The sequence below is a fragment of the Kitasatospora herbaricolor genome (genome assembly GCF_030813695.1).
Lineage (GTDB): Bacteria > Actinomycetota > Actinomycetes > Streptomycetales > Streptomycetaceae > Kitasatospora > Kitasatospora herbaricolor.
Genome location: NZ_JAUSVA010000002.1, coordinates 8,037,155 through 8,064,134, shown reverse-complemented (window position 1 = coordinate 8,064,134; position 26,980 = coordinate 8,037,155). Strand labels below are relative to the sequence as shown.

Annotated in this window: 17 protein-coding genes; 5 read left to right on the top strand and 12 right to left on the bottom strand. The window is 72.5% G+C overall.

Annotated features, from left to right (window positions below):
* Positions 1-234 precede the first annotated feature (234 nt).
* Entirely contained in the window at positions 235-1,284 is a 1,050-nt protein-coding gene (locus J2S46_RS35005; RefSeq protein WP_191293611.1) for a substrate-binding domain-containing protein, read from the bottom strand.
* 745 nt (positions 1,285-2,029) lie between these two features.
* On the opposite strand from J2S46_RS35005, the gene J2S46_RS35000 reads away from it, so the two are divergent.
* From J2S46_RS35000 to J2S46_RS34990, 3 genes are all read left to right on the top strand, one after another.
* On the top strand, positions 2,030-2,758 hold the full coding sequence (locus tag J2S46_RS35000; protein WP_191293610.1) for a DivIVA domain-containing protein: 729 nt from the start codon (positions 2,030-2,032) through the stop codon (positions 2,756-2,758).
* 1,583 nt (positions 2,759-4,341) lie between these two features.
* Positions 4,342-5,709, top strand: coding sequence for an RNA 5'-3' helicase PhoH2 (gene phoH2, locus J2S46_RS34995; protein WP_286158121.1), 1,368 nt, complete (start codon positions 4,342-4,344; stop codon positions 5,707-5,709).
* Between the two features lie 249 nt (positions 5,710-5,958).
* Positions 5,959-7,260, top strand: a complete 1,302-nt coding sequence (locus J2S46_RS34990; RefSeq protein ID WP_229913403.1) for a serine hydrolase domain-containing protein — start codon at positions 5,959-5,961, stop codon at positions 7,258-7,260.
* A gap of 210 nt (positions 7,261-7,470) precedes the next feature.
* On the opposite strand, the gene J2S46_RS34985 is transcribed toward J2S46_RS34990, so the two are convergent.
* The 10 genes from J2S46_RS34985 to J2S46_RS34940 form a co-directional block, all read right to left on the bottom strand.
* Complete coding sequence (locus J2S46_RS34985; protein ID WP_191294520.1) at positions 7,471-8,562, bottom strand: aldose epimerase family protein; 1,092 nt, start codon at positions 8,560-8,562, stop codon at positions 7,471-7,473.
* A 121-nt stretch (positions 8,563-8,683) separates the two neighbouring features.
* Positions 8,684-10,189, bottom strand: a complete 1,506-nt coding sequence (araA, locus tag J2S46_RS34980; protein ID WP_191294521.1) for an L-arabinose isomerase — start codon at positions 10,187-10,189, stop codon at positions 8,684-8,686.
* A gap of 14 nt (positions 10,190-10,203) precedes the next feature.
* Positions 10,204-10,875: an L-ribulose-5-phosphate 4-epimerase gene (locus J2S46_RS34975; protein WP_191294522.1), complete on the bottom strand. Its 672-nt coding sequence runs from the start codon at positions 10,873-10,875 to the stop codon at positions 10,204-10,206.
* Complete coding sequence (locus tag J2S46_RS34970; protein WP_191294523.1) at positions 10,872-12,605, bottom strand: ribulokinase; 1,734 nt, start codon at positions 12,603-12,605, stop codon at positions 10,872-10,874. Before J2S46_RS34970 ends, J2S46_RS34975 begins: the two co-directional genes overlap by 4 nt.
* A 558-nt stretch (positions 12,606-13,163) precedes the next feature.
* Entirely contained in the window at positions 13,164-14,138 is a 975-nt protein-coding gene (gene yjfF, locus J2S46_RS34965) for a galactofuranose ABC transporter, permease protein YjfF (RefSeq protein WP_191294524.1), read from the bottom strand.
* The gene (locus J2S46_RS34960) at positions 14,135-15,184 is read right to left on the bottom strand and encodes an ABC transporter permease (protein ID WP_191294525.1); all 1,050 of its coding nucleotides are present in this window, start codon (positions 15,182-15,184) and stop codon (positions 14,135-14,137) included. Before J2S46_RS34960 ends, yjfF begins: the two co-directional genes overlap by 4 nt.
* Entirely contained in the window at positions 15,181-16,704 is a 1,524-nt protein-coding gene (locus tag J2S46_RS34955) for a sugar ABC transporter ATP-binding protein (protein WP_191294526.1), read from the bottom strand. Before J2S46_RS34955 ends, J2S46_RS34960 begins: the two co-directional genes overlap by 4 nt.
* Positions 16,705-16,780: 76 nt before the next feature.
* Entirely contained in the window at positions 16,781-17,767 is a 987-nt protein-coding gene (locus J2S46_RS34950; RefSeq protein WP_191294527.1) for an ABC transporter substrate-binding protein, read from the bottom strand.
* A gap of 490 nt (positions 17,768-18,257) precedes the next feature.
* Positions 18,258-19,247 (bottom strand): LacI family DNA-binding transcriptional regulator, encoded by a 990-nt coding sequence (locus J2S46_RS34945; protein ID WP_191294535.1) that lies wholly within the window; start codon positions 19,245-19,247, stop codon positions 18,258-18,260.
* A gap of 423 nt (positions 19,248-19,670) precedes the next feature.
* A complete protein-coding gene (locus J2S46_RS34940) occupies positions 19,671-22,097 on the bottom strand; it encodes a M4 family metallopeptidase (protein ID WP_229913401.1) in 2,427 nt (808 codons plus the stop codon).
* Between the two features lie 731 nt (positions 22,098-22,828).
* On the opposite strand from J2S46_RS34940, the gene J2S46_RS34935 reads away from it, so the two are divergent.
* Both J2S46_RS34935 and J2S46_RS34930 read left to right on the top strand, forming a co-directional pair.
* Positions 22,829-24,733 (top strand): alkyl/aryl-sulfatase, encoded by a 1,905-nt coding sequence (locus tag J2S46_RS34935; RefSeq protein ID WP_191294528.1) that lies wholly within the window; start codon positions 22,829-22,831, stop codon positions 24,731-24,733.
* A gap of 208 nt (positions 24,734-24,941) precedes the next feature.
* Complete coding sequence (locus tag J2S46_RS34930; RefSeq protein WP_191294529.1) at positions 24,942-25,538, top strand: DUF1349 domain-containing protein; 597 nt, start codon at positions 24,942-24,944, stop codon at positions 25,536-25,538.
* 172 nt (positions 25,539-25,710) lie between these two features.
* Here J2S46_RS34930 and J2S46_RS34925 read toward each other — a convergent pair whose 3' ends face one another.
* Positions 25,711-26,361, bottom strand: coding sequence for a hypothetical protein (locus J2S46_RS34925; RefSeq protein WP_191294530.1), 651 nt, complete (start codon positions 26,359-26,361; stop codon positions 25,711-25,713).
* Positions 26,362-26,980: the final 619 nt, after the last annotated feature.

Genomic DNA, 26,980 nt, shown 5'->3' with positions numbered 1-26,980 from the left:
CCCCGGTGACCGGCAGGTCCGGCACGGGCGACGCGCCGGCCCGCCCCGCCGCGTCGTCCGGGGTGTCGCCCGATGACCTCAGGGTGGCCGGCGTCCTCGGGGCGTCCCCCCGCGTCGGACGGCGGACGGGCCGGGCAGGTCCGGGCCGGCGACGCGGGTGGGGCCTGCGCGAATGAGGGGCCGGTGCGGTGTGTCCGGGAGGTTCTCACCGCACCGGCCCGGTTCGGGGCAGCGTCAGCTGCAGGTGGCGCCGGCGGACTGCCAGCTGCTCGCGTCGACCATGGTGGTGGGCGCGAAGGCCTCGGCGGGGAAGTCCTTGCCGTTCTTGAGCTTGTCGTACATGGTCTGGACGGCCAGCGCGCCGACGTCCTTGCCGTTGATGAACAGCGCGGCCTTCATGCCCGAGGGCTTGCCCGACCCCCAGTCCTTGCAGGCCAGGTAGGCGCCCAGGCCGACGCCGGCGATGTTGTCCGCGCTCACGCCGGCGTTCTCCAGCGCGGTGACGCCGCCCTGGACGTTCTCGTCGTTGCAGCCCCAGACCACCCAGTGCTTGACGCCCGCGTTGGCGGTGATGGTGGCGGCCACCTTGTCCTGGGCGCCGGTCGGGGTGTTGTCGGTGGCGATGTCGATGTTCTTCACGTCCGCCCCGCCTCCGGCCGAGAAGGCGTCCTTGGCGGCCTTGACGCGGTCCCCGCAGACGGTCACGTCCTGCTTCCAGGCCGAGATGATCCGGGTGTCGGCTGCCGACCAGCCGGCCTTCTTGAACTCCTCCGCGGCCCGCTTGCCGACCTCGCCGCCCATCTGGGCGCCGCTGAAGCCGATCCGGGCCACCAGGTCGGACTTGCCGCAGGACTTCGGGTCCGGGCCGGTGGCACAGATCTGGTCGTCCGAGGTCAGCAGCGCGACCTTGGCGTCCTTCGCGATCTGGACCACCTGCGGGCCGACGGCCGGGTCCGGCACCACGATGATCAGGCCGTTGCTCTTCTGCGCGACGGCCGACTGCACCTCGCTGATCGTCTTGTTGGCGTCACTGCCCAGGTTGACGACCTTGAGGTCGACCCCCAGCTCCGCGGCCTTCGCCTTGGCGCCGGCCGCCTCGCCGACGAAGTACTCCTGGTCGCCCTGCTTCTGCAGGTAGGTGATCGAGACCTTCCCGTCCACCGGCGCGGCGGGTCCGGAGGCGGCCGAGGACGACTCCTGGCCGGTGGAACAGGCGCTCAGGCCGAGGGTGACCGCCAGGCCGAGCGCGGCGGCCGAGGCGAGGCGGTTGCGGGAGGTGTGCATGAGGTGCTCCAGGGGCGGGGAGGGCCGACCGGCTCAGACATCAGAACCAATCAGAATCAATCGTTTTCCAACGACGTGGGGCAAGGAAAGCGCTCCGCCGACATCCACGTCAAGCCACCCCCGGCAGGGCGCCCACTTTCGCAACCTCTCCGTTACAAGAAGCATTGCTGATACGTAGATTGGGGGCCCATCCGCTACCGCGCCAGGAGCGGTCGCATCCCGCCGGCCCAACACGGCAGGGTGGGCCGGACCGGAACTACCTGCCACAGATGGCAACGCACCCGACCGATCAGCCATTCAGAGCTGACGTATTGTGTTTGATTTCAGTCATGGGCAACCCCACGCCGGCCACCACCCGGCCTCCGGGCGGACCGGCGAACGGGCCGAGGGGCCGGGCCGAGGGGCCGAGGAGCCGAGGAGCCGGGGCCGATTCCGGGAGGCGAGAAGTACTGGACGCGCGGCCGGGCGATGGGATAGAAAGCCCGCACGGAAATTCGTGCACACACCGCCGTCGGCCGGCACCCGCCGCCAACCCCGGCTCGCCGCCCCACGACGACTGCCACCCCCGTCCGCCGCCCGGAGCGGGCCGGCTCGTTCTCGCGCCGCCCCCACCGCGCCGGCTCTCAGCTGCCCCGATCAGGAACCGGGCCAGAAGACGGGTCCCCGCCGCCCCGGCCGTCCCTCCGCCCGGGCGCACCACCGGACCTCCGCACGCCGAACCAGCACCACGCCGGGGTGAACCACCATGACCTTGACCCTCGAAGACATCCGCGCCCAGCAGTTCACGATCGTCCGCCTCCGCGAGGGCTACGCCGTGAAGGAGGTCGACGACTTCCTCGACGACGTCGAAGCCGCCCTCACTCGCCTGCGCCACGAGAACGAAGCACTGCGGGCCCAACTCGCCGCAGCCACACGGAACCGATCGCAGCAGCAGAGCCGGCAGGAGGTGGCGCGGCCGCACCCGGCGGTGCCACCGGCCGACCGGGCCGGGCCGCCTGCCCCTGCCCCGTTCCCGCCCCGGCCGGCCCCGGACCCCGGCAACGCCGCCCGGCTGCTGGAGATGGCCCAGCAGGTCGCCGACCGGGCGACCGAGGCGGCGCGCCGGGAGGCCGAGGCGCTCGTCGGCGAGGCACGCGGCCGGGCCTGGAGCATCGAGCGGGCCGCCCGTTCCAGGGCCGACGCCCTGGAACGGGACGCCGAGGACAAGCACCGCTCGTCGATCGGCGCCCTGGAGTCGGCCCGGTCCGTGCTGCAGGCCCGGATCGACTCCCTGCACAGCTTCGAGCAGGAGTACCGCACCCGCCTGAAGTCCTTCGTCGCGTTGCAGCTGGACCAGCTGGAGACGCCCGTGGACGGGCCGCCCGCACCCTCCGGCCGGCCGGAGACCACCGCGCCGTCCCGACCGTCCCCCGCTCCCCTCAAGGTCCCCGTCCCGACCCAGCTCCGAGGCTTCCACCTGGACGACGACGACTGAGCCGCCGCCGCGCCCGGCCGCGGAGGACGACACGGGATCCCCACCGGCCGGGCGCGGCACCGGCACGCACTGTTCCCGGGCCGACCGGTCGTCGGCCGCTCCGCACCGCTCCGGCCGGCCCGGCCCGGGGGACGGACGAAAGGCCCTGCCACCATGACCAACCAGGCGAAGCACCGGCGGAGCCCCGCCCTGAGCCGCAGGCTGGGCGCCGCGGGCGCCGTCGCGGCCGTCACCGCCGCCGGCCTGGGCTGGGCCCTCCAGTCGCCCTCCTCCGGCGGCCCGGCGGCCCTCGGGGCCCCGGCCGCTCCCAGCGCGTCCAGCAGCATCCGGGGCGATGCGACGGACCAGCCCCTGCCGGCCGCCCCCTCGTCCTCGCTGCTGCCCGCCGGCACGGGCGCCGGCGCGGTCTCCCCCGCGTCGACCGCCCTCTGGTCCGCACCCGCCGGGCCCCCGGCTCCGGGCACCCCCGCACCGGTCGTGGCACCCTCGGCGGCCGCCTCCCCGAGCCTCCGCGCCCCCGCCCGGGCGCCTGCCCGGACGCCTACCCGGGCAAAGGGCGGCCCGGCGGCCCCGTCGTCCCCGAAGTCCCCGACCGCCTCGGCGGCGGCCGGTGCTCCCGGCACCCCTTTGCCCCCGACCGTTCCCGGCCCGACCGTTCCCGGCGCTGCGCCGTCCGGCCCCCTGTCCGACCCGGCGCCGGCCGCCCGAACCCGGGCGGCTGCGGTGCCCTCCGGCCAGGGGACCGCGACGGCGACGCCGGGCGACGGCGACGCCGAGCCGTCCGGGACGCGGGACCGGACGAAGGCCGTGCCGTCCGGCGCCCCGACCACCGCCCGGACACCGGTACCCACCCGCGCCCCGGCGGTCAGCCCCTCCCCGGACCCGACGCAGACCCCGAGGCCGAGCCGGACCCGTACTCCTGCGCCGACCCCCACACCCACGCCCACGCCCACCCCCACCCCCACGCCCACGCCCACGCCCCCAGCGACGGCGGCACCGACCGCGGCCGCCACCCCCGCCGGCCCGCCCTCACCGTCCCCGTCCCCGTCCCCGACGCCGACGCCGGCCCCGTCCCCGTCCCCGTCCCCGTCCCCGACGCCGACGCCGACCCCGACGCCGAGCGCGGCCACTTCGACCGCACTCGCCGCATCGCCACCCGCAGCCCCGTCGCCCTCCTGAGCCACCGCGCTCCCGCCGCCGGCACCCCGGCCGCGCCCTCGGACGAACACCCCGGGAGAGCGACCGGACACCCTGGGCGACCAGGGCGGGGGACGGGACAGCACCCCTCCGGTCACGGTTTCCGGAACACCTTCGGTCGACCCTTGACAGCCACACCGGCGACAGCGTCAACTCGCTGATCAGGGCGAAGCTCACCGAACAGTGGGCCACCCGCCCTGCACCCGAACGGCAGCCATGCCGCCCTGCGAACAGCCGGAGGCCCGCCACAGCCGACCGCCGCTTCCCCGCGAAGCGCGGTCCTCCCGTCCGAGAAGCGCTCCGGACAACGACCGGAGCACACGGCGACCCAACGACGGTCCCGGAGTTCCGAGGGACCGAGACCAGCTGCCTGAGGAGACGAGCACATGGACGACCGAGCCTTCATGGCCAACGGATCCGACCGGGACTCCCGGTCCCGCAAGGGCGACCGGCGCTCGTACGTTCTCGACACCAGCGTGCTCCTGGCAGACCCTCTCGCCATGACGCGCTTCGAGGAGCACGAGGTCGTCCTGCCGGTGGTCGTGGTCACCGAGCTGGAGGCCAAGCGGCACCACCCCGAGCTGGGCTACTTCGCCCGCCAGGCACTGCGCCTGCTCGACGACTACCGGATCCGGCACGGCCGCCTCGACGAGCCGATCCCGGTGGGCGAACTCGGCGGCACCATCCGGGTGGAACTCAACCACTCGGACACGTCGATACTGCCCGCCGGCTACCGCATCGGCGGCGGCGAGGCGGACACCCGCATCCTCGCCGTCGCCCGCAACCTGCAGGCCGAGGGCTACGACGTCACCGTCGTCTCCAAGGACCTCCCCCTGCGCATCAAGGCCAGCTCGGTCGGCCTGCTCGCCGAGGAGTACCGCGCCGAACTCGCCGCCACCTCCGGCTGGACCGGCATGTCCGAACTCCACGTCACCGGCGACCAGGTCGACGCCCTCTTCGGCGCCGGCCACGACCACACCGTCGAGGTCGACGGCGTCCAGGACCTCCCCGTCCACACCGGACTCGTCCTCACCTCCGAACGAGGCCGGGCCCTGGGCCGCGTCGCCGGCGACGGCCGCGTACGCCTGGTCCGCGGCGACCGCGAAGCCTTCGGCCTGCGCGGACGCAGCGCCGAACAACGCGTCGCCCTCGACCTGCTCCTCGACCCCGAGGTCGGCATCGTCTCCATGGGCGGACGCGCCGGCACCGGCAAGTCCGCCCTCGCCCTGTGCGCCGGACTCGAAGCCGTGCTGGAACGCCAGCAGCACCGCAAGGTCATGGTCTTCCGCCCGCTCTACGCCGTCGGCGGCCAGGAACTCGGCTACCTGCCCGGCTCCGAGTCGGAGAAGATGAGCCCCTGGGCCCAGGCCGTCTTCGACACCCTCTCCGCCGTCACCAGCCCCGACGTGATCGAGGAGGTCATCTCCCGCGGCATGCTGGAGGTCCTGCCCCTCACCCACATCCGCGGCCGCTCCCTGCACGACGCCTTCGTGATCGTCGACGAGGCCCAGTCCCTGGAGCGCAACGTGCTCCTCACCGTCCTCTCCCGGATCGGCCAGGGCTCCCGCGTCGTCCTCACCCACGACGTCGCCCAGCGCGACAACCTCAGAGTGGGCCGCCACGACGGCGTCGTCGCCGTCGTCGAGAAGCTGAAGGGCCATCCGCTGTTCGCCCACATCACCCTCACCCGCTCCGAACGCTCCCCCATCGCCGCCCTCGTCACCGAGATGCTGGAGGACATCCAGCACCCCTGACAGCACCACCCGTTCGAGCGCACCTCGTTCGAGCGCACCCCCTGTTCCGCGCGGAGCCGCAGCCACCAGGCTGCGGCTCCGCGGTCGTCCGGGGGTCCGATGCCGCGTCACCCGTACAGCTCGTCAGAGTCGTCACCTTGGTCCGTAGGCGCAGACGATCTCTCCAAGAGCTGGACACGACCCGGAACGAGGACGACCGCGATGACCCGAGCGCTTCCCCACCGACGGACCACGACCGCCCGCCGAGGCTTGCTGGTGGCTGCGATAGCCATGGCCGGGCTGCTCCCGGTGGCCGCCACACCGGCGAACGCGGCCGTACCCGGCCTGGTCGGCGCGCACGGACACGAACACCACCACGGTCACGGTCACGGCCACCGGCACGGCGAGGCCCGGGCCGAGAACCACCGGGGCGGCCACCACCACCGCGGTGAGGACGTCAGTTCCGAGGACGTGAGCACCCCGGACGCCGGTACCGACGAGGACTGCACGTCGGGCGCCCTGAGCCCGCAGCTGGTGGCCGAGCTGGACGCGGCCGTGCAGCAGACGATGAGCCAGACGGGTGTTCCCGGGGTGAGCGTCGGGATCTGGCTGCCGGGGCAGGGCCGGTACGTCAAGTCCTTCGGCGTCGCCGACAAGAAGACCGGCGCTCCCATGACCGAGGACCTCTACGTCCGGATCGGCAGCGAGACCAAGACCTTCACCGCCACCGCGCTGCTGGAGCTGGTCGACGAGGGCCTGGTCGGGCTGGACGACCCCATCTCGGCGTACGTGAGCGGCGTCCCGAACGGCGAGAACATCACCATCCGCAACCTGGCCGAGATGCGCAGCGGCCTGTTCCCGTACTCCGCGGACCCGGACTTCATCACGGCGCTGGAGGCGGACCCCACCAAGCCCTTCACCCCCGAGCAGCTGCTCGCGTACGGGTACAAGCACCCCAACCTCAGCGCACCCGGGGTCCAGTTCCTGTACAACAACAGCAACTACATCCTGCTCGGCCTGGTCGTCGAGAAGGTGAGCGGCACCCCGCTCGCCGAGTTCATCCACGACCGGGTGACGGAGCCGAGCGGCCTGGAACACACCCTCTTCCCCAAGGGGGCCGAGTTCCCGTCGCCGCACGCGCACGGCTACACCGACCAGACGCCGACCGGCGCGACCGTGGACGCCACGGACTGGAACCCGAACTGGGGCTGGGCCGCCGGTGCGATGATCTCCACCCTGGACGACCTCAAGCGCTGGGCCAAGATCGTCGCGACCGGCGAGCTGCTCTCCCCCGAGACCCAGGCGCAGCGCACCAAGTTCCTGCCCACCACCCTCCCCGGTGCGGGCTACGGGCTCGGCCTCTTCGACATCCAGGGGTGGATCGGCCACAACGGCTCGCTGCCCGGCTACGAGTCCCTCACCCTCTACATGCCGGAGACCGGCGCGACCCTCGTGGTCGTCCTCAACACCGACGTCCTCACCCAGGGCAACGAGCCGAGCACCCTCTTCGGCAAGGCCCTCACCAGCCTGGTGACGCCGGACAACGTCTTCTTCATCCCCGCCGTGAAGTAGCCCTCCCCTCACCGTGAAGTAGCCCTTCCCCACCGTGAGGCGGCCCTCCCCGCCGTGCGGGCGCTGTCGCCGCCGGCCGGCCGCACGCTTCCCCGCGGTGGCGCGCAGCGCCCCGGGCCCGGCCCGGGGCGCTGCGCCGTACGGGGCCGTACCGCTGGTGAAAGGTTCGGCGTCGGCGCCGCACGATGGCCGGCGCCGACCCTTCGCCGGTCAGGAGAACGGGCCGAAATCCCCCGCGGCGACGCGGTAGACCGTGCTGGAGCGGTACTCCTGGCCCGGGCGCAGGACGGTGCAGGGGTACTCGGGGCGGTTCGGGGAGTCGGGGAAGTGCTGGGTCTCCAGGGCGACTCCGGCGAAGGCCGGGTAGCGGCGCCCGGACGGACCGCGCAGCGAGCCGTCGAAGAGGTTGCCGGTGTAGATCTGGAGGCCGGGTTCGGTGGTGAGGCACTGCAGCCGCCGGCCGCTCGCCGGGTGCCACAGGGTCGCCACCCGGCGGAGCGCGCCTCCCGCCGGGTGGCGCAGCACCCAGTTGTGGTCGAACCCACCACCGGCCAGGGCAAGTTGCGGGTCGGGGCCGGCCAGGGTCCGTCCCAGCGTCCGCGGCTCGGTGAGGTCGAAGGGGGTGCCCTCGACGGATGCCGGCGGGCCGAGCGGGATCAGTCCGGCGTCCACCGGCAGGTAGTGGTCGGCCTCGACCTGGAGGACATGGTCCAGCACCGTGCCCTCACCCTCGCCGGCGAGGTTGAAGTAGGCGTGGTTGGTGAGGTTGACGACGGTCGGCGCGTCGGTGACGGCGGTGTACTCCACGGTCAACGCGCCGTGCGCGTCCAGGAGATAGCTGACCCGCGCGGTGAGGGCGCCGGGGAACCCCTGGTCGCCGGCCGGACTGCGCAGGGTGAGCCGCACCCCGGAGCCGGCCTGGCCGTGGGCCTCGGCGGCCTCCCAGAGCCGGGTGGCGAAGCCGTCCGGGCCGCCGTGCAGGGTGTGGCCGCCGGGCTGGTCCGGCAGGCGGTGGAGCGCGCCGTCCAGGGGCAGCCGGCCGTGCGCGATCCGGTTGGCGTAGCGGCCGACGGTGGCTCCGAAGTAGGCGGCCCCGCCGAGGAGGTCCGCCGCGTTCGCGCCGGCCAGCACCACGTCGGCGCGCCGTCCCTGCCGGTCGGGGACGTACAGGGCCTGCAACCGGGCCCCGAGGGTGAGCACCTCGGCGGTCACCGCCCCGCCCGCGCCGAGCGTCCAGCGCTCCACGGTCCGGCCGTCGGGCAGGGTGGTCCAGGCTTCGCGGTGGATCCCGGGGGTGGTCATGGTGGTGGTCCGTCCTCTGTGCTCGGGGTGACGGCAGCCCCGGCGCAGGGCGCGAGGCGGCCCGACAGGCCGCTGGGACCGTCCTCGGCTGCGAGGACGGCCCCAGAACGGCGGTGGCGGCTCAGAAGCCCTGGGCGAGGCGGTGGTAGGCCTGGTTCCAGCGCAGCTCGCGGGTGAACTGCCGCATGGTGGTGCCGGCGTCGATCAGCACCAGCTCGGTGCCGATCATCTCGGCGAGGTCGTCCAGCTCCTCGGTACCGATGGCGGTGGAGAGCACGGTGTGGTGCGGGCCGCCGGCGGTGAGCCAGGCCTCGGTGGAGGTCCGCAGGTCCGGACGGGGCCGCCAGACCGCCCGGGCGACGGGGAGGTTGGGCAGCGGCTCGGTCGGCTCGACGACGTCGATCTCGTTGGCGACCAGGCGGAACCGGTCGCCCATGTCGGCCATCCCGACCACCACCGCCGGTCCCGTGGCGGCGTCGAAGACCAGGCGGACCGGGTCCTCCCGGCCGCCGATGCCGAGCGGGTGGATCTCGCAGGACGGGGTGACGGAGGCGATCGAGGGGCAGACCTCCAGCATGTGCGCGCCGAGGATCAACTCCTGCCCGGGCTCCAGGTGGTAGGTGTAGTCCTCCATGAAGGAGGTGCCGCCGGGCAGGCCCTGCGCGACCGTCTTGAGGGTGCGGAGCAGCACGGAGGTCTTCCAGTCACCCTCGCCGCCGAAGCCGTAGCCGTCCGCCATCAGTCGCTGGACGGCCAGGCCGGGCAGCTGGCGAAGGCCCCCGAGGTCCTCGAAGTTGGTGGTGAAGGCGCCGAAGCCGCCCTCGGTGAGGAAGCCGCGCAGGCCGAGTTCGATCCGGGCGGCGTACCGCAGGGAGTCGTGGCGCTCGCCGCCGGCGCGCAGCTCCGGGGCGAGGCGGTAGCCGTCCTCGTACTCCTTGACGAGCTCGGTGACGTCGGCGTCGCTGCTCGCGTCGACGGCCGCCACCAGGTCGTTCACGCCGTAGGTGTTGACGGAGACGCCGAGGCGCAGCTGGGCCTCGACCTTGTCGCCCTCGGTCACGGCGACGTCGCGCATGTTGTCGCCGAAGCGGGCGAGCTTGAGGGTGGCCAGTTCGGCGCGGCCGGCGGCGGCGCGGGCCCAGGCGGCGATCCGGCGGGCGGTGGCGGGGTCGGAGGCGTGACCGGCGACGGTCTTGCGGGCGACGCCGAGGCGGGACTGGATGTAGCCGAACTCGCGGTCGCCGTGGGCGGCCTGGTTCAGGTTCATGAAGTCCATGTCGATGGTGGACCACGGCAGGCGGACGTTGGCCTGGGTGTGCAGGTGGAGCAGGGGCTTGCGCAGGGCGTCGAGTCCCGCGATCCACATCTTGGCCGGGGAGAAGGTGTGCATCCAGGTGATCAGGCCGACGCAGCTGTCGTCGGCGTTGGCGTCCAGACAGACGCGACGGATCGCGGTCGCGTCGGTGAGGACGGGCTTCCAGACGATCCGGACGGGCATGCCGGCGGCGGCGACGGTGTCGGCGACCTCGCGGGACTGCTCGGCGACCTGGCGCAGGGTGTCCTCGCCGTAGAGGCCCTGGCTGCCGGTCAGGAACCAGATCTCGCGGGCTCCGGTGCTGTGCGTCATGGGGTGGTTCTCCTTCACCGGGCCGCGGACTGCTGGCCGTAGACGTGCTGGTAGCGGTGGTTGAGGGCGTCGATGTGGGCCTGCGCGATGGGCAGGGGTTCACCGAGCTGGCGGGAGATGTGGACGGTCCGGGCGACGTCCTCGCACATCACGGCGGCCTTGACGGCGGCCTTCGCGTCCTTGCCGACGGTGAACACGCCGTGGCTCTTCATCAGGACGGCGGGCGAGCGGTGGTCACGCAGGGTGTCGACGATGCCGCGGCCGATGGAGTCGTCGCCGATCAGGGCGAACGGGCCGACCGGGATCTCGGCGCCGAACTCGTCGGCCATCGCGGTCAGGACGCAGGGGACGGCCTCGCCGCGGGCGGCCCAGGCGCAGGCGTACGTCGAGTGGGTGTGCACCACTCCCCCGACCTCGGGCAGGTGCCGGTAGACGTAGGCGTGCGCGGCGGTGTCGGAGGACGGGCTGTGGGTGCCCTCCACGACCTTGCCGTCCAGGTCGCAGACGATCATGGCTTCGGGGGTGAGTTCGTCGTAGGAGACGCCGCTGGGCTTGATGACCATCAGGTCCTCGCCGGGGACGCGGGCGGAGACGTTGCCGGCGGTCCAGACGACCAGCTGGTAGCGGACGAGTTCCTGGTGCAGGTCGCTGACCTGCCGGCGGATCAGGTCGATGGGGTCGTTCATGCGGGTCGGACCTCGCTGTTCCGGTCGGTGGCGGCGGCGCCGGCCTCGGCCCGGCCGAGGGCGGCGTTGCGGATGGCGCGCAGGCGGTGCAGCTGCTTGTCGGGGCCGGTGCCGAAGTGCTCGTGCAGCAGGCGGTACTCGGCGAACAGGTCGTCGTAGGCGTCCGCGCGGGCCGGGTCGGGCAGGTAGGCGCCCTGCCGGACCCGGCCCATCGCGGCGGATGCGGCGCGGACGCCCGGGTGGGCGCCGGCGGCGACCGCGGCGTGGATCGCGGAGCCCAGCGCCGGCCCCTGCTCGGACTCGGCGAGCGAGACCGGCCGGCGCAGCACGTCCGCGTAGATCTGCATCAGCAGGGCGTTCTTCTTGAGGCCGCCGGTGACGACGAACCCGGTGATGGGGACGCCGGCGTTCTCGAAGGCCTCGACGATGGTGCGGGTGCCGTAGGCGGTGGCCTCCAGGAGTGCCCGGTAGACCTCCTCGGGGCGGGTGGCGAGGGTGAGGCCGACGATGACGCCGCTCAGGTGGTGGTCGACCAGGGTGGAGCGGTTGCCGTTCATCCAGTCGAGGGCGACCAGGCCGTGGCCGCCGACCGGCTGGTCGGTGATCTTGCGGGTGAGGAGCTGGTGCAGGTCCTCACCGGTGCGCAGCGCCTCGTCCCGGTAGTCGGCGGGGACGCCCTGGCGCAGCCACCAGGCGAAGATGTCGCCCACCGCGCTCTGACCGGCCTCGTAGCCGTAGGCGCCCTCGACGATGCCGCCGTCGACGACGCCGCAGATGCCGGGCACCTCGGCCAGGGCGGCGCCGTTCAGGACGTGGCAGGTGGAGGTGCCCATGATGGCGAGCAGCTGCCCGTTGTCGACGGCGCGGGCCGCGGGGGCGGCGACGTGGGCGTCGACGTTGCCGGCGGCGACGGCGATGCCCTCGGGCAGGCCGGTCCAGGCGGCGGCCTCGGCGGTGAGGGAGCCGGCCCGGGAGCCGAGCGCCAGCAGGGGGTGCTCCAGGCGGGTGCGGGCGAAGTCGGCGAAGCCGGGGTTCAGGGCGGCCAGGAAGTCCTCGTCCGGGTAGTGGCCGTCCTGGTGGATGCCCTTGTAGCCGGCGGTGCAGGTGTTGCGGCTCTCGGCGCCGGTGAGCTGCCAGACGATCCAGTCGGCGGCCTCGATCCAGCGCTCGCAGGCGGCGTAGACCGCCGGGTCCTCCTCCAGCACCTGGAGGGCCTTGGCGTACTGCCACTCGGCGGAGATCCTCCCGCCGTAGCGGGAGATCCACTTCTCGCCGCGGGCGTGCGCCAGGGCGTTGATCCGGTCGGCCTGGGCCTGCGCGGCGTGGTGCTTCCACAGCTTGGGCCAGGCGTGCGGACTGGCCGCCCAGGCGGGGGTCTCGGCGAGCGGGGTGCCGTCGGCCCGGACGGGCAGCACGGTGCAGGCGGTGAAGTCGGTGCCGATGCCGATCACCGCGGCGGGGTCGACGCCGGCCGCGGCGAGGGCGGCGGGGACGGCGGTGCGCAGCACGTCGCGCCAGTCCTCGGGGTGCTGGAGCGCCCAGTCGGGCGGCAGTTTCTCGCCGGTCCCGGGAAGCCGCTCCTCGACGACGGCGTGCGGGTAGGGGTGGACGGCGGTGGCGATCTCCTCGCCGTCCCGCACGCGCACCACCACGGCGCGGCCGGAGAGTGTCCCGAAGTCGACGCCGACGACGTAGGTCTCCGTGTCGGGGGCGGGGGAGGTCTCGGTCACTGTCTCGTCCTTACTGGCGGGCGCGTGGGTTCCTGCCGCGGTGCGGGCGGCGGGCGGCCACGCCGCGGGGGTGTCGGTTGTCGGGGCCGGTGGCCGTGCTGGGCCCGGTTCCTGTTGTCGGCTTGGGTATCGGTCGCCGGCCCCGGTCGCTGTTGTCGGCGGCGCTCTGTGGTCGGGGCCGGGGTCTGTGGTCGGGGGGGTCTGGTGACGGGGTGGTCCTTCGACGGGGCCGCCGGACCGGTCCCGCTCCGTTGCGGGGGTCCGGCGGCCGGCCGCCGCCGCACCGGCCTCACCTTCGGGAGGCGGCACGGCGGTGGCCGCCGGTACGGGCGGACCGAAGCGGGGAAGGCCGCCCGTACCGGCGTACCGGGGAACTTCCGGTGGGCCCGGTGCAAATTGTTAACGCTAACAACTCTGTGCGCAAGAGCCCGGGGAAAGTCCGTCGAGCGCACCCGGCCGTCCTGACCGGCACGTCCGCCCCGGCGGGGCCGCGCGCAGACCCTGCCGAGCGGTCAGGTGCGCCGCCGCAGGCCGGTCAGGTGGCGGGTACGGGACCGGTCAGGAACGCCGGCGCAGCGCGGTCAGGCGCTGGAGCACGATGAAGACGAACAGCAGCGCCCCGATGACGATCCTGGTCCACCAGGAACTGAGGGTGCCCTGGAAACTGATCACCGTCTGGATCAGCCCGAGCACCAGCACCCCCAGCACGGTGCCCAGCACGTAACCGGTGCCACCGGTGAGCAGGGTCCCGCCGATGACCACCGCGGCGATCGCGTCCAGCTCCAGCCCCACCGCGTGCAGCCCGTATCCGGAGAGCATGTAGAAGGTCAGCAGCACACCGCCGAGGGCGGAGCAGAAGCCGCTCACCGCGTACACCCCGATCTTGGTCCGGGCCACCGGCAGGCCCATCAGCAGCGCCGACTGCTCGCTGCCGCCCAGCGCGTGCACGTTGCGCCCCCACCGGGTGTGGTGCAGCAGCACGAAGGCCACGGCCACCACCAGCACCGCGATCACCGCGCTGGGCGAGAGGAAAACGCCGCCCGGCAGCGGGATCCGGGCCTGCGCCATCGTGGTGTAGCTGGAGTCGGTGATCGAGATGGACTCCACGCTGATCGTGTAGCAGAGACCGCGGGCCAGGAACATGCCCGCCAGGGTGACGATGAACGGCTGGATCTCGAAGGTGTGGATCACCCAGCCCATCACCCAGCCCGCCCCGGCGCCGATCGCCAGCACCAGCGGCACGACCGCGAGGATCGGCCAGTGATGGTGCTCCACCAGCGAGGCCGAGACCATCGTGGACAGGGCGACCACCGCACCCACCGAGAGGTCGATCCCGCCGGCGAGGATCACGAAGGTCATGCCGACGGCGACCACCAGCAGGAAGGCGTTGTCGATCAGCAGATTGAGCAGCACCTGGCCCGAGAAGAAGCCCTCGTAGCTCACCGAGCCGACGCTGAACATGGTGACCAGCAGGAGCGCGGTGACCAGCAGCGGGATGTGCTCACGGAGCCGGCGTGTCAGGGTGGCGTTCATCGGCCCACCTCCAGGTTGGCGGGTGCGGCGGATTCGGACCGGCTGCCGCGCCCGGCCCCGGACCGCCGCCGGTTGGCCAACTTGGCGCGGAACTTGGGGGATTGGACCAGACAGACGACGATCACGACGACCGCCTTGAAGACCAGCGTGGTCTCCGGCGGGACGCCGATGGTGTAGATGGTGGTGGCCAGGGTCTGGATGACCAGCGCGCCCAGCACCGTCCCGCCGAGCGAGAACCGGCCGCCGACCAGCGAGGTGCCGCCGATCACCACCGCGAGGATGGCGTCCAGCTCGATCCACAGACCGGCGTTGTTGCCGTCCGCGGCGGAGACGTTGGAGCTGATCATCAGGCCCGCCACCGCGGCGCACACCGCGCTGAACACGTACACCAGAGCGATCAGGCGCTGCGCCCGGATGCCGACCAGGCGGCTGGCGACCGGATTGCCGCCGACCGACTCCAGCAGCATGCCCAGCGCCGTCGACCGGGTGAGCAGCGCGGTCAGCAGCACCATGACCGCCGCCAGCACGACGGCGAACGGCACGGTGAGCCAGTAGCCGCCGCCGATCAGCTGGAACGGGTCGCTGGTGACGGTGATGATCTGTCCGTCGGTGACGAGCTGGGCGACGCCCCGGCCCGCCACCATCAGGATCAGCGTCGCGATGATCGGCTGCACTCCCACCTTGGAGACCAGGAAGCCGTTGACGCCGCCCAGCACCAGCGCGACCAGCAGGGCCAGGCCCACGGCGGTCAGCACGGTGCCGGTGCTGCCGGGTTCGGCGGACCGGCTGATGTACAGGCAGGCCAGGGCACCCGCGATGGCGACGGTCGAGCCCACCGAGAGGTCGATCCCCCCGGTGGCGATGACCAGCGTCATGCCGAGCGCGACGAGGATCAGCGGCGCCCCGAAGTGCAGGATGTCGATCAGGCTGCCGTAGAGGTGGCCGTCCTTGATCCGGACCGCGAAGAAGTCCGGGGTGAAGGCCACGTTGGCCAGCAGCAGGGCCGCGAGGATCGCGGCCGGCCAGAACAGGCGGTGCTTGGTCATCCCTGTGCTCCGCTCGCGATGGTCTCCATGATCAGCTCCGGGGTGAGGCCGCCGTCGTTGCGCAGTTGGGCGACCATCCGGTGGTCGCGCAGGACACCGACCTTGTGGCTGAGGCGCAGCACCTCCTCCAGTTCGGCGGAGATGAAGAGCACCGCCATGCCCTCGCCGGCGAGCTTCGCCACCAGCTTCTGGATCTCGGCCTTGGCGCCGATGTCGATGCCCCGGGTGGGCTCGTCGAGTATGAGGAGCCGGGGGTCGGTGATCAGCCAGCGGGCGAGGAGCACCTTCTGCTGGTTGCCGCCGGAGAGGTTGCGGACCAGCGCCTCGGGGTTGTTCGGGCGGATGTCCAGGGCCCGGACCCAGCGGATCGCGAGTTCGTCCTGGATGCTCCGGCCCAGCGGCCTGGTCCAGCCGCGGGCGGCCTGGAGGGCGAGCACGATGTTCTCACGCACCGTCAGATCGCCGATCAGGCCCTCGGTCTTGCGGTTCTCGGAGCAGAAGGCGATGCCGTGGCCGATCGCGGTGCGCGGGTTGCGCAGCACGGTCTCCTCGCCGTCGACCCGGACCGTCCCGGCGTCGGCCTGGTCGGCGCCGAACAGCAGCCGGGCGGCCTCGGTGCGCCCCGACCCGAGCAGGCCGGCGAGGCCGACCACCTCGCCGGGGCGGACGGTGAGATCGTAGGGCTCCACGGCGCCCCGGCGGGCGAGGCCGGTGGCGCGCAGGAAGGGCCCGGCGCCCCCCAAATCGGCCGGCTGCTTGCGGGCGGTGTCCGACAGGCCTTCCAGGCCCTGGAGTTCGGCGCCGATCATCCGCGCGACGAGCTGGCGCTGGCTCAGCTCGGAGGTGAGGTACTCCCCCTCCAGCCGGCCGTTCCGCAGGACGGTCATCCGGTCGCAGATCTCGTAGATCTGGTCGAGGAAGTGCGAGACGAACAGGATCGCGACGCCCCGCTCGCGCAACCGCCGCATCACGGCGAACAGTTGCGCCACCTCGTCGCGGTCGAGACTGGACGTCGGCTCGTCCAGGATCAGCACCTTGGCGTCGATGTCCACCGCGCGGGCGATCGCCACCAGTTGCTGGACGGCGATGGAGCAGTCGGCGAGCGGCATCGAGACGTCCAGGTCGAGGTCGAGCGCCGCCACCGCCCGGGCCGCGCGGCGCCGCACCTCCGCCCAGTGGATCAGGCCCAGCCGGCGCGGTTCGCGGCCGATCAGGATGTTCTCCGCCACCGACAGGTTCGGGCAGAGGTTCACCTCCTGGTAGACCGTCGAGACACCGGCCTGCTGGGCCTGCGACGGGCCGGTGATCGTGGTCGGCCGGCCCGCCAGCAGCACCCGGCCGCCGTCCGACTCGTGGACCCCGGTGAGCACCTTGATCAGGGTCGACTTGCCCGCGCCGTTCTCACCCATCAGCGCGTGCACCTCGCCGGGGAAGAGCCGGAAGTCGACCCCGTCCAGTGCCAGCACGCCCGGGAACTCCTTGCGGATCCCGTGTACTTCCAGGACCGGTTGCCGGAGCATCGCAGTCCTCCTCTCATGGTGGGCACCGGGGCCCCTGGCGTCGCCGCGCGCAGGGACCCAGGCCACCCGGGGCCGGTCAGTACTGGCGGGTCGGCAGGGCGGCGGCGGCCTGGTCCTGGGTGAAGACACCCTCCTCGGTCTTGATCCGGCGCTCGACGCTCTCGCCCTTCTTGACCTTCTTCGCCAGCTCCATCAGCTGGTCGCCGAGGAGCGGGTTGCACTCGACGACGACGTTGATCTTGCCCTGGCTCATCGCGGTGAAGGCGTCCTTGACCCCGTCGATCGAGATGATCCTGATGTCCTTGCCGGGCTGCTTGCCGGCCTCCTCGATCGCCTGGATCGCGCCGAGCGCCATGTCGTCGTTGTGCGCGTAGAGGACGTCGATCTTCGGCTGGGACTTCAGGAAGGCCTGCATGACCTCCTTGCCCTTGGCCCGGGTGAAGTCACCGGTCTGCGAGGCGAGGACCTTGAACTTCGGGTCGCCCTTGATGACGTCGGCGAAGCCGGACTTGCGGTCGTTCGCCGGCGCGGAGCCGGTGGTGCCCTCCAACTGGACGATGTTCACCGGATCGGCCTTGCCCTGGTACTCCTTCACCAGCCAGTCGGCGGCCCGCTTGCCCTCCTCGACGAAGTCCGAACCCAGGAAGGAGACATAGAGCGACTCGTCCTGGGAGTCGACCGCGCGGTCGGTGAGGATCACCGGGATCTTCGCGGCCTTGGCCTCCTTCAGGACGGTGTCCCAGCCCGACTCGACCACCGGCGAGAAGGCGATGATGTCGACCTTCTGCTGGATGAACGAGCGGATCGCCTTGATCTGGTTCTCCTGCTTCTGCTGGGCGTCGGAGAACTTCAGGGTGACGCCGGCCTTCTTCGCCGCGTCCTGTACCGACTTGGTGTTCGCCGTGCGCCAGCCGCTCTCGGCGCCCACCTGGGAGAACCCGATGGTGATCTTGTCCGACCCGCCGCCCGCCGCACCGTCGGCGGCGGCGCCACCGCTCGAACAGGCACTGAGGACCACGGCCATCGCGCCGGCCGCCAGGGCCGCCGCAGCTCTCTTGAACATAGTTGTTTCCTCTCGGGTGGCCACCGTCGGGCATCGGCTCGGGGCCCGCTCGACGGGGAGCACGGTCGTCCGCGCGGCACGCTTGCGACGACCGGGGTGGAAGGAGGTTCGGCGGGGCCCGTACCGGGTCGCGCACCGAGGTGAGGTGGGTGTCCGACGGAGGTCCGGCGCGGGTCCGGGTGAACGGCGGGTTTCGTCGTCGTTCCGTCGATGGGGAGATTGTTAACGCTCACAATTAGCGGGTCAAGAGACCCGGAGCCGCGTTACTCAACCTTTATGATCGCCGTACCGCCTGCCCGGCGATGCTCTTCTCGCCGTCAGGAGAGGCCAGTTGACGGCAGGCGAGGGAAGACCTCGCAGGTGGACGGCCCACGTCGGGGCGGCGGCGGCCCGGCCGGGCCGGGAGGCCGCGACGGTCCCGATCGGCCACCGGACCGGGACCAGCCGGCCGCGGACCTGCCCCGGGCGGCGACGGAACCGCGCAGCGGCCTCAGGGACGAGCAGCCGGGCCGGTGCTCCGGCGCACCACCAGCTCGGGCGGCACCAGCACCTGGGTGTGCGGACGCGACGCACCGTCCAGCTCCGCCACCAGCAGGGCCAGGGCGCGCCGGCCCAGCTCCGCGAAGCCCTGCCGGACGGTGGTCAGCGGCGGCGTGAGGTACGCGCCCTCCGGGATGTCGTCGAAGCCGACCACGCTGACGTCCTCGGGCACCCGGCGACCGGCCTCGTGCATGGCGCGGAGCAGGCCGAGGGCCATCTGGTCGTTGGCGCAGAACACTGCGGTGACCTGCGGGTCCTCGGCGATCCGCCGTCCGGCCTCGTAGCCGGACCGGGCGCTCCAGTCGCCGGTCCACGGTTGCGGGACGGGCGCCCCGGCCGCCTCCAGCTCCCCACGCCACCCGTCGCTCCTGAAGGCGCTCTCCAGCCAGTCCCGCGGGCCGGCGACGTGCTGGACGGTCCGGTGCCCGAGGTCCAGCAGGTGACGGGTGGCCGCGGCCGCTCCCGCCCGGTTGTCCACCGCCACGATCGGCATCCTGGACCGGGCCGCCGAACAGACCGACACCACCGGCACCGCGCTCGACAGCGTGGAGATCGCCCGCACCGCCATCAGCTGCGGCGCGATCACCACGATCCCCTCGACGCCCTGGTCGCGCAGCCGGTCGGCCGCGTCCTGGACCGAGCGGGCGTCCAGCGATCGCAGGGTGGCGACGCTGACGAAGTACCCGGCGTCGCGGGCCGCCTGCTCGATGCTGTCGAGCATCAGGGCCGGGCCGTAGAGCGTGCCGCCGAAGCTGACCACCCCCAGCAGCTGCGACCGGCGGGTGACCAGGGCGCGGGCGGCCGGGTTGGGCCGGTAGTCGAGCTCGCGGATGGCCGCCAGGACCTTGTCACGGGTGCCCGGCCGGACGTGGGGGGCGCGGTTCAGGACCCGCGAGACCGTCTGGTGCGACACCCCTGCCACCTTGGCCACGTCCGCCATCACGGCGTGGCGCACCGCCTGCTTGGCATTTCCGTCCGTCACTGCCGGCTCCCTCGTCTCGGCACCAGGATAGCCACATGATCTGTTTGCGCTCACAGGTCGGGCGGCGGGCGGCGGCGCACCCCCTGCCCTGCCGGCTCCCGGGCGCTCCCGGGTGCCCCCGGAGGGCACTGCGGGCCCCGGAGGCGGCACCCGGACGGCCGGGCCGGCGCCGCGAGCCTCCGGACCGTCAACGCCACCGTCGGCCTGCCGCTGGGCGCCCATGACATGTCGACGGCGGACGGCGGCCAGGCCGTGCAACGGGACGACAACGGCACCCGCGACCACCTCTGACGCTTCGTCCGAAGGGTCGGGGCCCGGACGCCTAGGCGTCCGGGCCCCGACCCTTCGAGGAAGGCGTTCGCAACGGGTGGGGCGGACGGTTCAGTTGCCGACCGTGAACTGGGTGTCGTCGATCAGGAAGGTGGTCCGGGCCGAGAGGTCCTCCTTGCCCACGAAGCGCACATTGACGTACTGGCCGGCGTAGGCGGACAGGTCCACGGTCTTCTGGACGTATCCGGTGGTCGCGTTCAGGTTGGAGTAGGTCGCCAGGACGGTGTCGCCGGCCTGGACGGTCAGCTTGTCGTACGGGACGGTGGTGGTGCCTTCACTGGTGGTGATGTGCACCCAGAAGGTGAGGGTGGCCCTGCAGCCCCAGGGGATGTACACCGTCTGGGACAGCGTGTCGGTGTGCGGGTCACCGTAGCCGTTGAGCCAGGCCTTCCACGAGCCGCTGCGCGGGAGGGTGTAGGGGTTGGTGGAGTCGATCATCCGGGCGGTCGAGGCGGACCAGGCGACGGGGCCGGACTCGAAGCCGGGGTTGGCGAACTGCTGGGACACCGTGCACTGGCCCATGGTGTAGGTGGTCCAGAGGAAGGACACCACGTCGAGGGCACCGGTGGTGTCCTTCACGGTGAGCGTGACGGTGCTCAGGGCCTGGGTGGTGGGCGTGCCGGTGATCTTGCCGGTGGAGGCGTTCAGGGTCAGACCGGCGGGCAGGCCGGTGGCGGTGTAGGTCAGGGCGCCGGGGTTGCTGCTGACGGCCTTGGTCTGCAGGTTCACCGCCGTGCCGGTCCTGGTGACCTGGTCACCGGGGTTGGTCACGGTCACCCCCTGCGTGTTCCGGGCGCCGACGTTGACCGCGGCCCAGGCGTTGGCGGTGTTCCTGTACGTCGGGGTGCCGGCGCCGTAGAGGTCGGCGGCGGCCTGCAGGGTGGCGGTGCGGGCGCCGGCGTAGTCGGTGCTGGAGGTCATGTACGTGCTGAGCGCCCGGTACCAGATCTTGGTCGCGGCGTCGCGGCCGACCGGGTTCACGGGCAGGCCGTCGTAGGTCGGGGAGCTGTAGTTCACCCCGTTGACCAGCTTGGCGCCGCTGCCCTCGGAGGCCAGGTAGAACCAGTGGTTGGCGACCCCGGAGGAGAAGTGGACGTCGCTGGAGCCCACCGAGGAGGACCAGTAGTCCGCGGACCAGCCGTCCTTGGAGGGCTTGTCCATGTAGCGCAGAGGCGTACCGTCGCCGTTGATGTTGATCTTCTCGCCGATCAGGTAGTCACCCGGGTCGGCGGCGTTGTTCGCCCAGAACTCCACCGCGGTGGCCATGATGTCGGAGGTGGCCTCGTTCAGACCGCCGGACTCGCCGCTGTAGTTCAGGCCGGCGGTCGCGGACGTGACGCCGTGCGTCATCTCGTGGGCGGCCACGTCGATGGAGGTGAGCGGGTTGACGTTGCCGTCGCCGTCGCCGTAGGTCATGCAGAAGCAGCCGTCCCACCAGTACGCGTTCACGTAGGAGTCGCCGTAGTGCACGCGGCTGTGGGCGGCGACGCCGTTGTTCCCGATGCCGTTGCGACCCAGGACGTTCTTGTAGAAGTCCCAGGTCAGCTGGGCGCCGTACTGCGCGTCGACGCCGGCGGTCTGCGCGTTGCCGTTGGTGCCGTTGCCCCACACGTCGTCCGGGTCGGTGAACAGCGTGCCCGGCACGTCGTCGGTCTCGACATGCTGCAGGTCGTAGGTCTTGTGACCGCCACGGGCGTTGTCGGTCATGCTGTACGAACCGCCGGACCCGGCCGTGCCGATGGTGACCTGGCCGGAGTACTGGCTGTTCCCGACGCCGTTCTTGACGTCCTGGAACTCGAACAGCTCGGCGCCGGTCCCCGCGTCGGTGATGACGTGCAGCTCGGAGGGGGTGCCGTCGTGCTGCTGACCGCCGACGACGCTCTCCCAGGCCAGCACCGGGGTACCCGACGCGGCCCACACGACCTTGCGGACCGAGTCCGCCTTCGCGTCCTTCCCGCCCCCTGACCTGGCGCGGCCCACCGCGAACTCCTCGGCGGAGTCGGCGGTCACCGCCCCGGTGGTGGAGGCGACCGCGATGGTCTCCCGGGTGGCCTTGTCGACGCCCTTGGGCGTACCGTCCGGGGCCGTGTGGACGACCAGGTCGCCGCCGAGGACGGGCAGCCCGGCGAAGGTGCGGTCGTAGCGGGTGTGCAGGGTGCCGTCCGCGTCCTTCAGCACGGATTTCGCCTGCAGGTCCTCCTGTGCCCCGAGGCCCAGGGCCTTGGCGGTGGTGGCGCGCCGGCTCTGCGCGTCGGCCAGCAGCGCCGACCGCTCGCCGGGGCTCAGCGCCACCGCGAGGGCTCCCGCCCTGGGCGCGGGGGCGGTACTGGCGGTACTGGCGGTGGCACCCTGGGCCGCGGGCCCGTGCCCAGGGATGCTGTCGGCGGTGGCGACACCGGCCGGCAAGGTGATGGCGACCATCGCGGCCGCGGCTGTCAGCGCCCTCGCGGTGACAGCCTTGTGGGGGGAACGCCTCAACGGAACTCCTCAGGGGGACGGCCGACTGCGACTTCGGCCGGTGCAGTCCCGGACGGGCGGCTGCGCGCCGTCCGGGTGGAGCGGGAGAGCTCGGTGACGCTGCATCAACTGCACGGACACGCACAATTGTTGACCGTGTCCGGGCAAGCGGAAGCGTTCCATGTTTGCGCGGCCATGTCATCCGCCCCCTGGCGACTTGGCCGAAAGGCGCGCATCCCGAAGGCCAACACCCCTGCCGACCGGGCGCATCGCGGGCAAGCATCGCGAACCGACCATCGGGAGGCGTCTGACGCATCGTCATATCTGGTGCACTGGAGCGAAGATCGCCGATCCGTCACACCGGGGTCCGGATCGGCCCGACGGTGGGCGGCACCGATCTCGGGAGCTACCGCGCCACCAGCCGAACTCCCTTGCCCGCCGGGCGATTTCCAGCCGCCCGGGCCCGACCCGGATGTGCGCGTGGCCACAGCTCCCGGAACCGAGATGCGACCGTCCCCGGAACCGAGATGGAGCGACGGGATCCTCCGTGGGCACCGACCGGGCCGCGAGGGGCAGACGGAGGCAGCGGCCCCTCACCCGTTCGGTTCACTCGAACGGCCTACCCGTCTTGCCGCCCCCGAACGGTCGGGACAGCGTGGGGCGCGGACCCGGGAGGGTTCGCAAACCGCCCAGCGCCACCGGGGGCCGGGATCAGCGACCGGGGCCGTGGCGACGGAACAGGAGAGGTCGTCGTGACCTACACGCCGAAGGACGCCACCCCCACCACGGCCGCCACGAACAGGGCGGCGGTCGCCAGGTACGACATGGCGGACCGGCAGGACTTCGCCGACGCCGACCGGGGCCTGATCGCCCCCTTCCCGGACCGGCTGTACGGCGCGGACGGGCGGGTCATCTTCGACGCGGCCCGCTTCGACTACCTGGCCGAGGACGCCCCGGCGCCGGACACCGTCAACCCCAGCCTGTGGCGGCAGTCGCAACTGATCCGCAAGGGCGGCCTGTACAAGGTGGTGGACGGCCTCTACCAGGTGCGCAACAACGACATCGCCAACCTGACGGTGGTGGAGGGCGAGGACGGGCTGGTCGTCGTCGACTGCATGGCCGCCGTCGAGTCCGCCCGGCAGGCGATGGGCATGATCCGGGAGCACGTCAGCGACAAGCCGGTCTCCGCCGTGATCTACACCCATACCCACATCGACCACTACGGCGGGGTGAAGGGCGTGGTCGACCCCGCCGACGTGGCGTCCGGGAAGGTCCCGATCATCGCACCGGGAACCCGGGCGTCCTTCGACAAGCACGCGCTCGGCGAGAACGTCATCGTCGGCAACGCCATGTCGCGCCGCGCCGCCTACGCCTTCGGCAGCCTGCTCGACCTGAACGCCTCCGGGTGCGTCAGCTGCGGCATCGGCATCGCCTCCGTCCCGGGCGTGACCATCTCCTACATCTCCCCCACCGACTCCATCACCCGGACCGGCACCACCCGTGACCTGGCCGGTCTGACCTTCGAATTCCTCTACGCCCCCGACACCGAGGCACCGGAGGAGATGCACATCTGGATCCCGGAGCTGGCCGCGCTCACCTGCGCGGAGAACGCCAACCACTCGCTGCACAACATCCAGACCCTGCGCGGCGCCCGCACCCGCGACGCCCGCAACTTCGCCCGGTACCTGGACGAGACGCTCGAACGGTGGGGCGACCAGGCTCAGGTGCACTACGGCCCGCACACCTGGCCGGTCTGGGGCAACGAGGGCGTCGTCACCCTGCTGGAGTCCCAGCGCGACACCTACAAGTACATCCACGACCAGGCGCTGCGGCTGGCCAACAAGGGCTGGACCCCGCTGGAGGCCGCCGAGGAGATCGAGCTGCCCGAGGCGCTGGGCCGAAAGTGGTTCAACCGCGGGTACCACGGCACCCTGCACCACGACGTCCGGGCGGTGTTCACCAAGGAGCTGGGCATGTGGGACGGCGACCCGGTCTCCCTGCACCCGTACCCGCCGGTGGAGACGGCCCGCCGCTTCGTCGGCCTGATCGGCGCCGACCGGATCCTCGCCGAGGGGCGGCGTGCCTTCGAGGCGGGCGACTACCGCTGGACCGCGCAGATCCTGCACACCCTGGTCTTCGCCGAGCCCGGCAACGAGGCCGCCCGGCAGCTCCAGGCCGACGCCTACGAGCAACTGGGCTACCAGGCCGAGGGCCCGCAGTGGCGCGGCATCTACCTGACGGCCGCGAAGGAGCTGCGCGAGGGCGTCCAGCCGGCCACCTTCGCCACCGCCAGCTCCGACACCGTCCTGGCGATGCCGATCGACATCCTCTTCGACTTCGCGGCCGTCCACCTCGTCGGCGACAAGGCCGCCGACGCCGACCTGCGGGTCGACTTCCGCTTCACCGACCTCGACGAGACCTGGACGATGTGGGTGCGCCGCGGCGTGCTCAACGCCCGCCGCGGGGCGTCCCCGGAGACCCTGCTGACGGTGTCCGGCCCCAGACCGGCCCTCGCCGGTGTCCTGCTCCACCCCGCCACGGCCGACCGGCTGGCCCGCGACGGGGCGATCACCCTCGACGGCGACCCGAGCGTACTCGAGACCTACGGGGGACTCCTGGACGAGTTCGATCCCGACTTCCCGATCGTCACTCCCTGAAGGCGGCAGCGGCGGCGCCCGGGGCCGACGGGAGACGGGCGGACGAGCAGGCGAGCGGACGAACGGACGAACGTGGGCGAGCAGGCGGGACGGCGGGACGGCGGGAAGCGCCCGGCTGGGCAGCGTCGCGATCGAATCTGACGCCCCGTGTTGGATTGTTCGATGATTTCCTGGAGGAAAGCCGCCGCTCCTGTCGATAATTGACGGCATGAGCTTCGATGACGTTTCCTCCCTCTTCTCCCGGTGGGCCCCGGCCCCGGCCTCCTGGCAGCTGGCCGACGGCGTCCTGTCGGTCCGGGCCGACGCCAGGACCGACATCTTCACCGACCCGATGAGCGGCGAGGTGAAGCGCAACGCCGCCATGGCGCTGGTCAGCCCGCCGGACGGTGACTGGCAGTTCTCGGCGCGGGTCCGGGTGGGGTTCAAGGCATCGTGGGACGCGGGCGCCCTCATCGTGGTGGCCGGCGAGGAGCACTGGGCGAAGCTCAACTTCGAGCAGTCGCCGGACGGGGTGCCGAGCGTCTTCTCCGTCGTCACCCGCGGTCGGTCGGACGACGCGGTGGCGGGGGCGGTGGCGGGCGACGCGCTGTGGCTGCGGATCAGCCGGATCGACGAGGCCTTCGCCTTCCACGTCTCGGACGACGGCTCCGCCTGGCGCCTGGTCCGCCAGTTCGCCCTGGCCGGCGGGGACGGGCCCCGGGTCGGCGTCGAGGTCCAGTCGCCGGTCGGCGAGGGCTGCGAGGTCGAGTTCGACGAGATCCGCCTCACCCCGACCCGGCTGGCCCACCTCTTCGACGGCCGCTAGACCGGAGCGGCAGGCAGGGGCCGGCCCCCGTCGGCAGGTGGTGCCCGGCGGGGGCCGGTCCGTCCGGTGCGGGGATCCACCGCTCGGCGCGGCGGCGTCGCGGGGGCGTCACGGCCCGAGGGCGGCATGCAGACATGACCCGGGACGGCGTTCACCTGCCTCGGCACGGCGTTCAGCAGTGCGCGACCGGCCCGGCGCCGTCCCGCACGTCACGCCCGCCCCGCGCGGCACCCGGCTCCGCGGGTGCCCCCTTCTCCCCCGGGCTCCCGGGCTCCGCCCAGGCACCGGCCCGCGCGGAGAGGGCGTACACGTTCGCACCGCCCGCCCAGTACCGGCGGGGATCACCGTGGTCCCGCGCCGCCCCGCCGACAGCGGCCGGACGGGGATGGGGGACCTCACCGGGCAGGGCGTACGGTCCGCCGGGGTGGGTGGACGAGCGGACGTCCGGCCAGAACTCGGCGACCGCAGTGGCGTCCACCTCGACCACCGCGTCACGCCGGCGCCGGCGCGCGACCGGGGTCGCTGCCCGGCGCACCGCGGAGGCGATCGCCTGGGGCGAGGTCAGCGCCCATTCGACGAAGCTGTGGGTGCCGGACCGGCCGTCGCTGTGCCGGGTGCGCAGGGTGACGATCCACGGCGAGCAGCCGTCGGGGCTGGCCCGTCGGACCGGCTGATCGCGGTGTACGACGCCGGTCCTGACCGCGCCGCGGTGGGCCGCGCCGGTGAGGGGCGGGCCGTCGAGGGGCGGGCCGGTAAAGGGCGGGCCGTCGAGGGGCAGATGACGCTCCGCTCGCGGGACGAACGGACCGGAAGAGAAGGACATGGTGTGCTCCGACGGTGCTGGGGGCCTGCGACCGGTCGGGTGAATCACCAGAAGCGAACATATTCAAACCCGATTCCACAATGACACTCGCTCGCCAGCCTCGACGTCAAGCCCCGCAACGGCGTCGATATCCCGACGTAACCTTCCGGCCGCCGGGCGGCCCGCAATTCGTGACCTCTTGCACCCCCTCGGTCACTCCTCGCGCACACCCACGGGTAGCGATGCCGGACTTTGTCCAAGTTTGACGAATCCCTTGACATAGCGAGGGCGCGCTTCGAGACTCTCGGTCGACCACTTGTTTGCGCCAACATGGCGGGACGGCCGTGCCGGCGCAGCAGGGGTCGATGTCCCCGGTCGTCCCCCGCCCCAACGGGCGGGGGACGACCGGGGACTACCAGGAAGCGGGCCCGGACCTGACCGGTCCGGCATGCACGGCCTCCCCGTCAGGGTGGCCGGCCTCCCTGACGCCGTACCAGAAGGTCCGCCCCACGCCCCCGACTTGAGCAGCGCCCCCACCCCCACCCACGTTGCATGCATGGAGCACGCCCCACCCAGTCCCCCGGCCGGGAGACAGCGGTCCGGGCGGCACTCCCCCACGCCGCGGAGCAGTTCCCCCGCC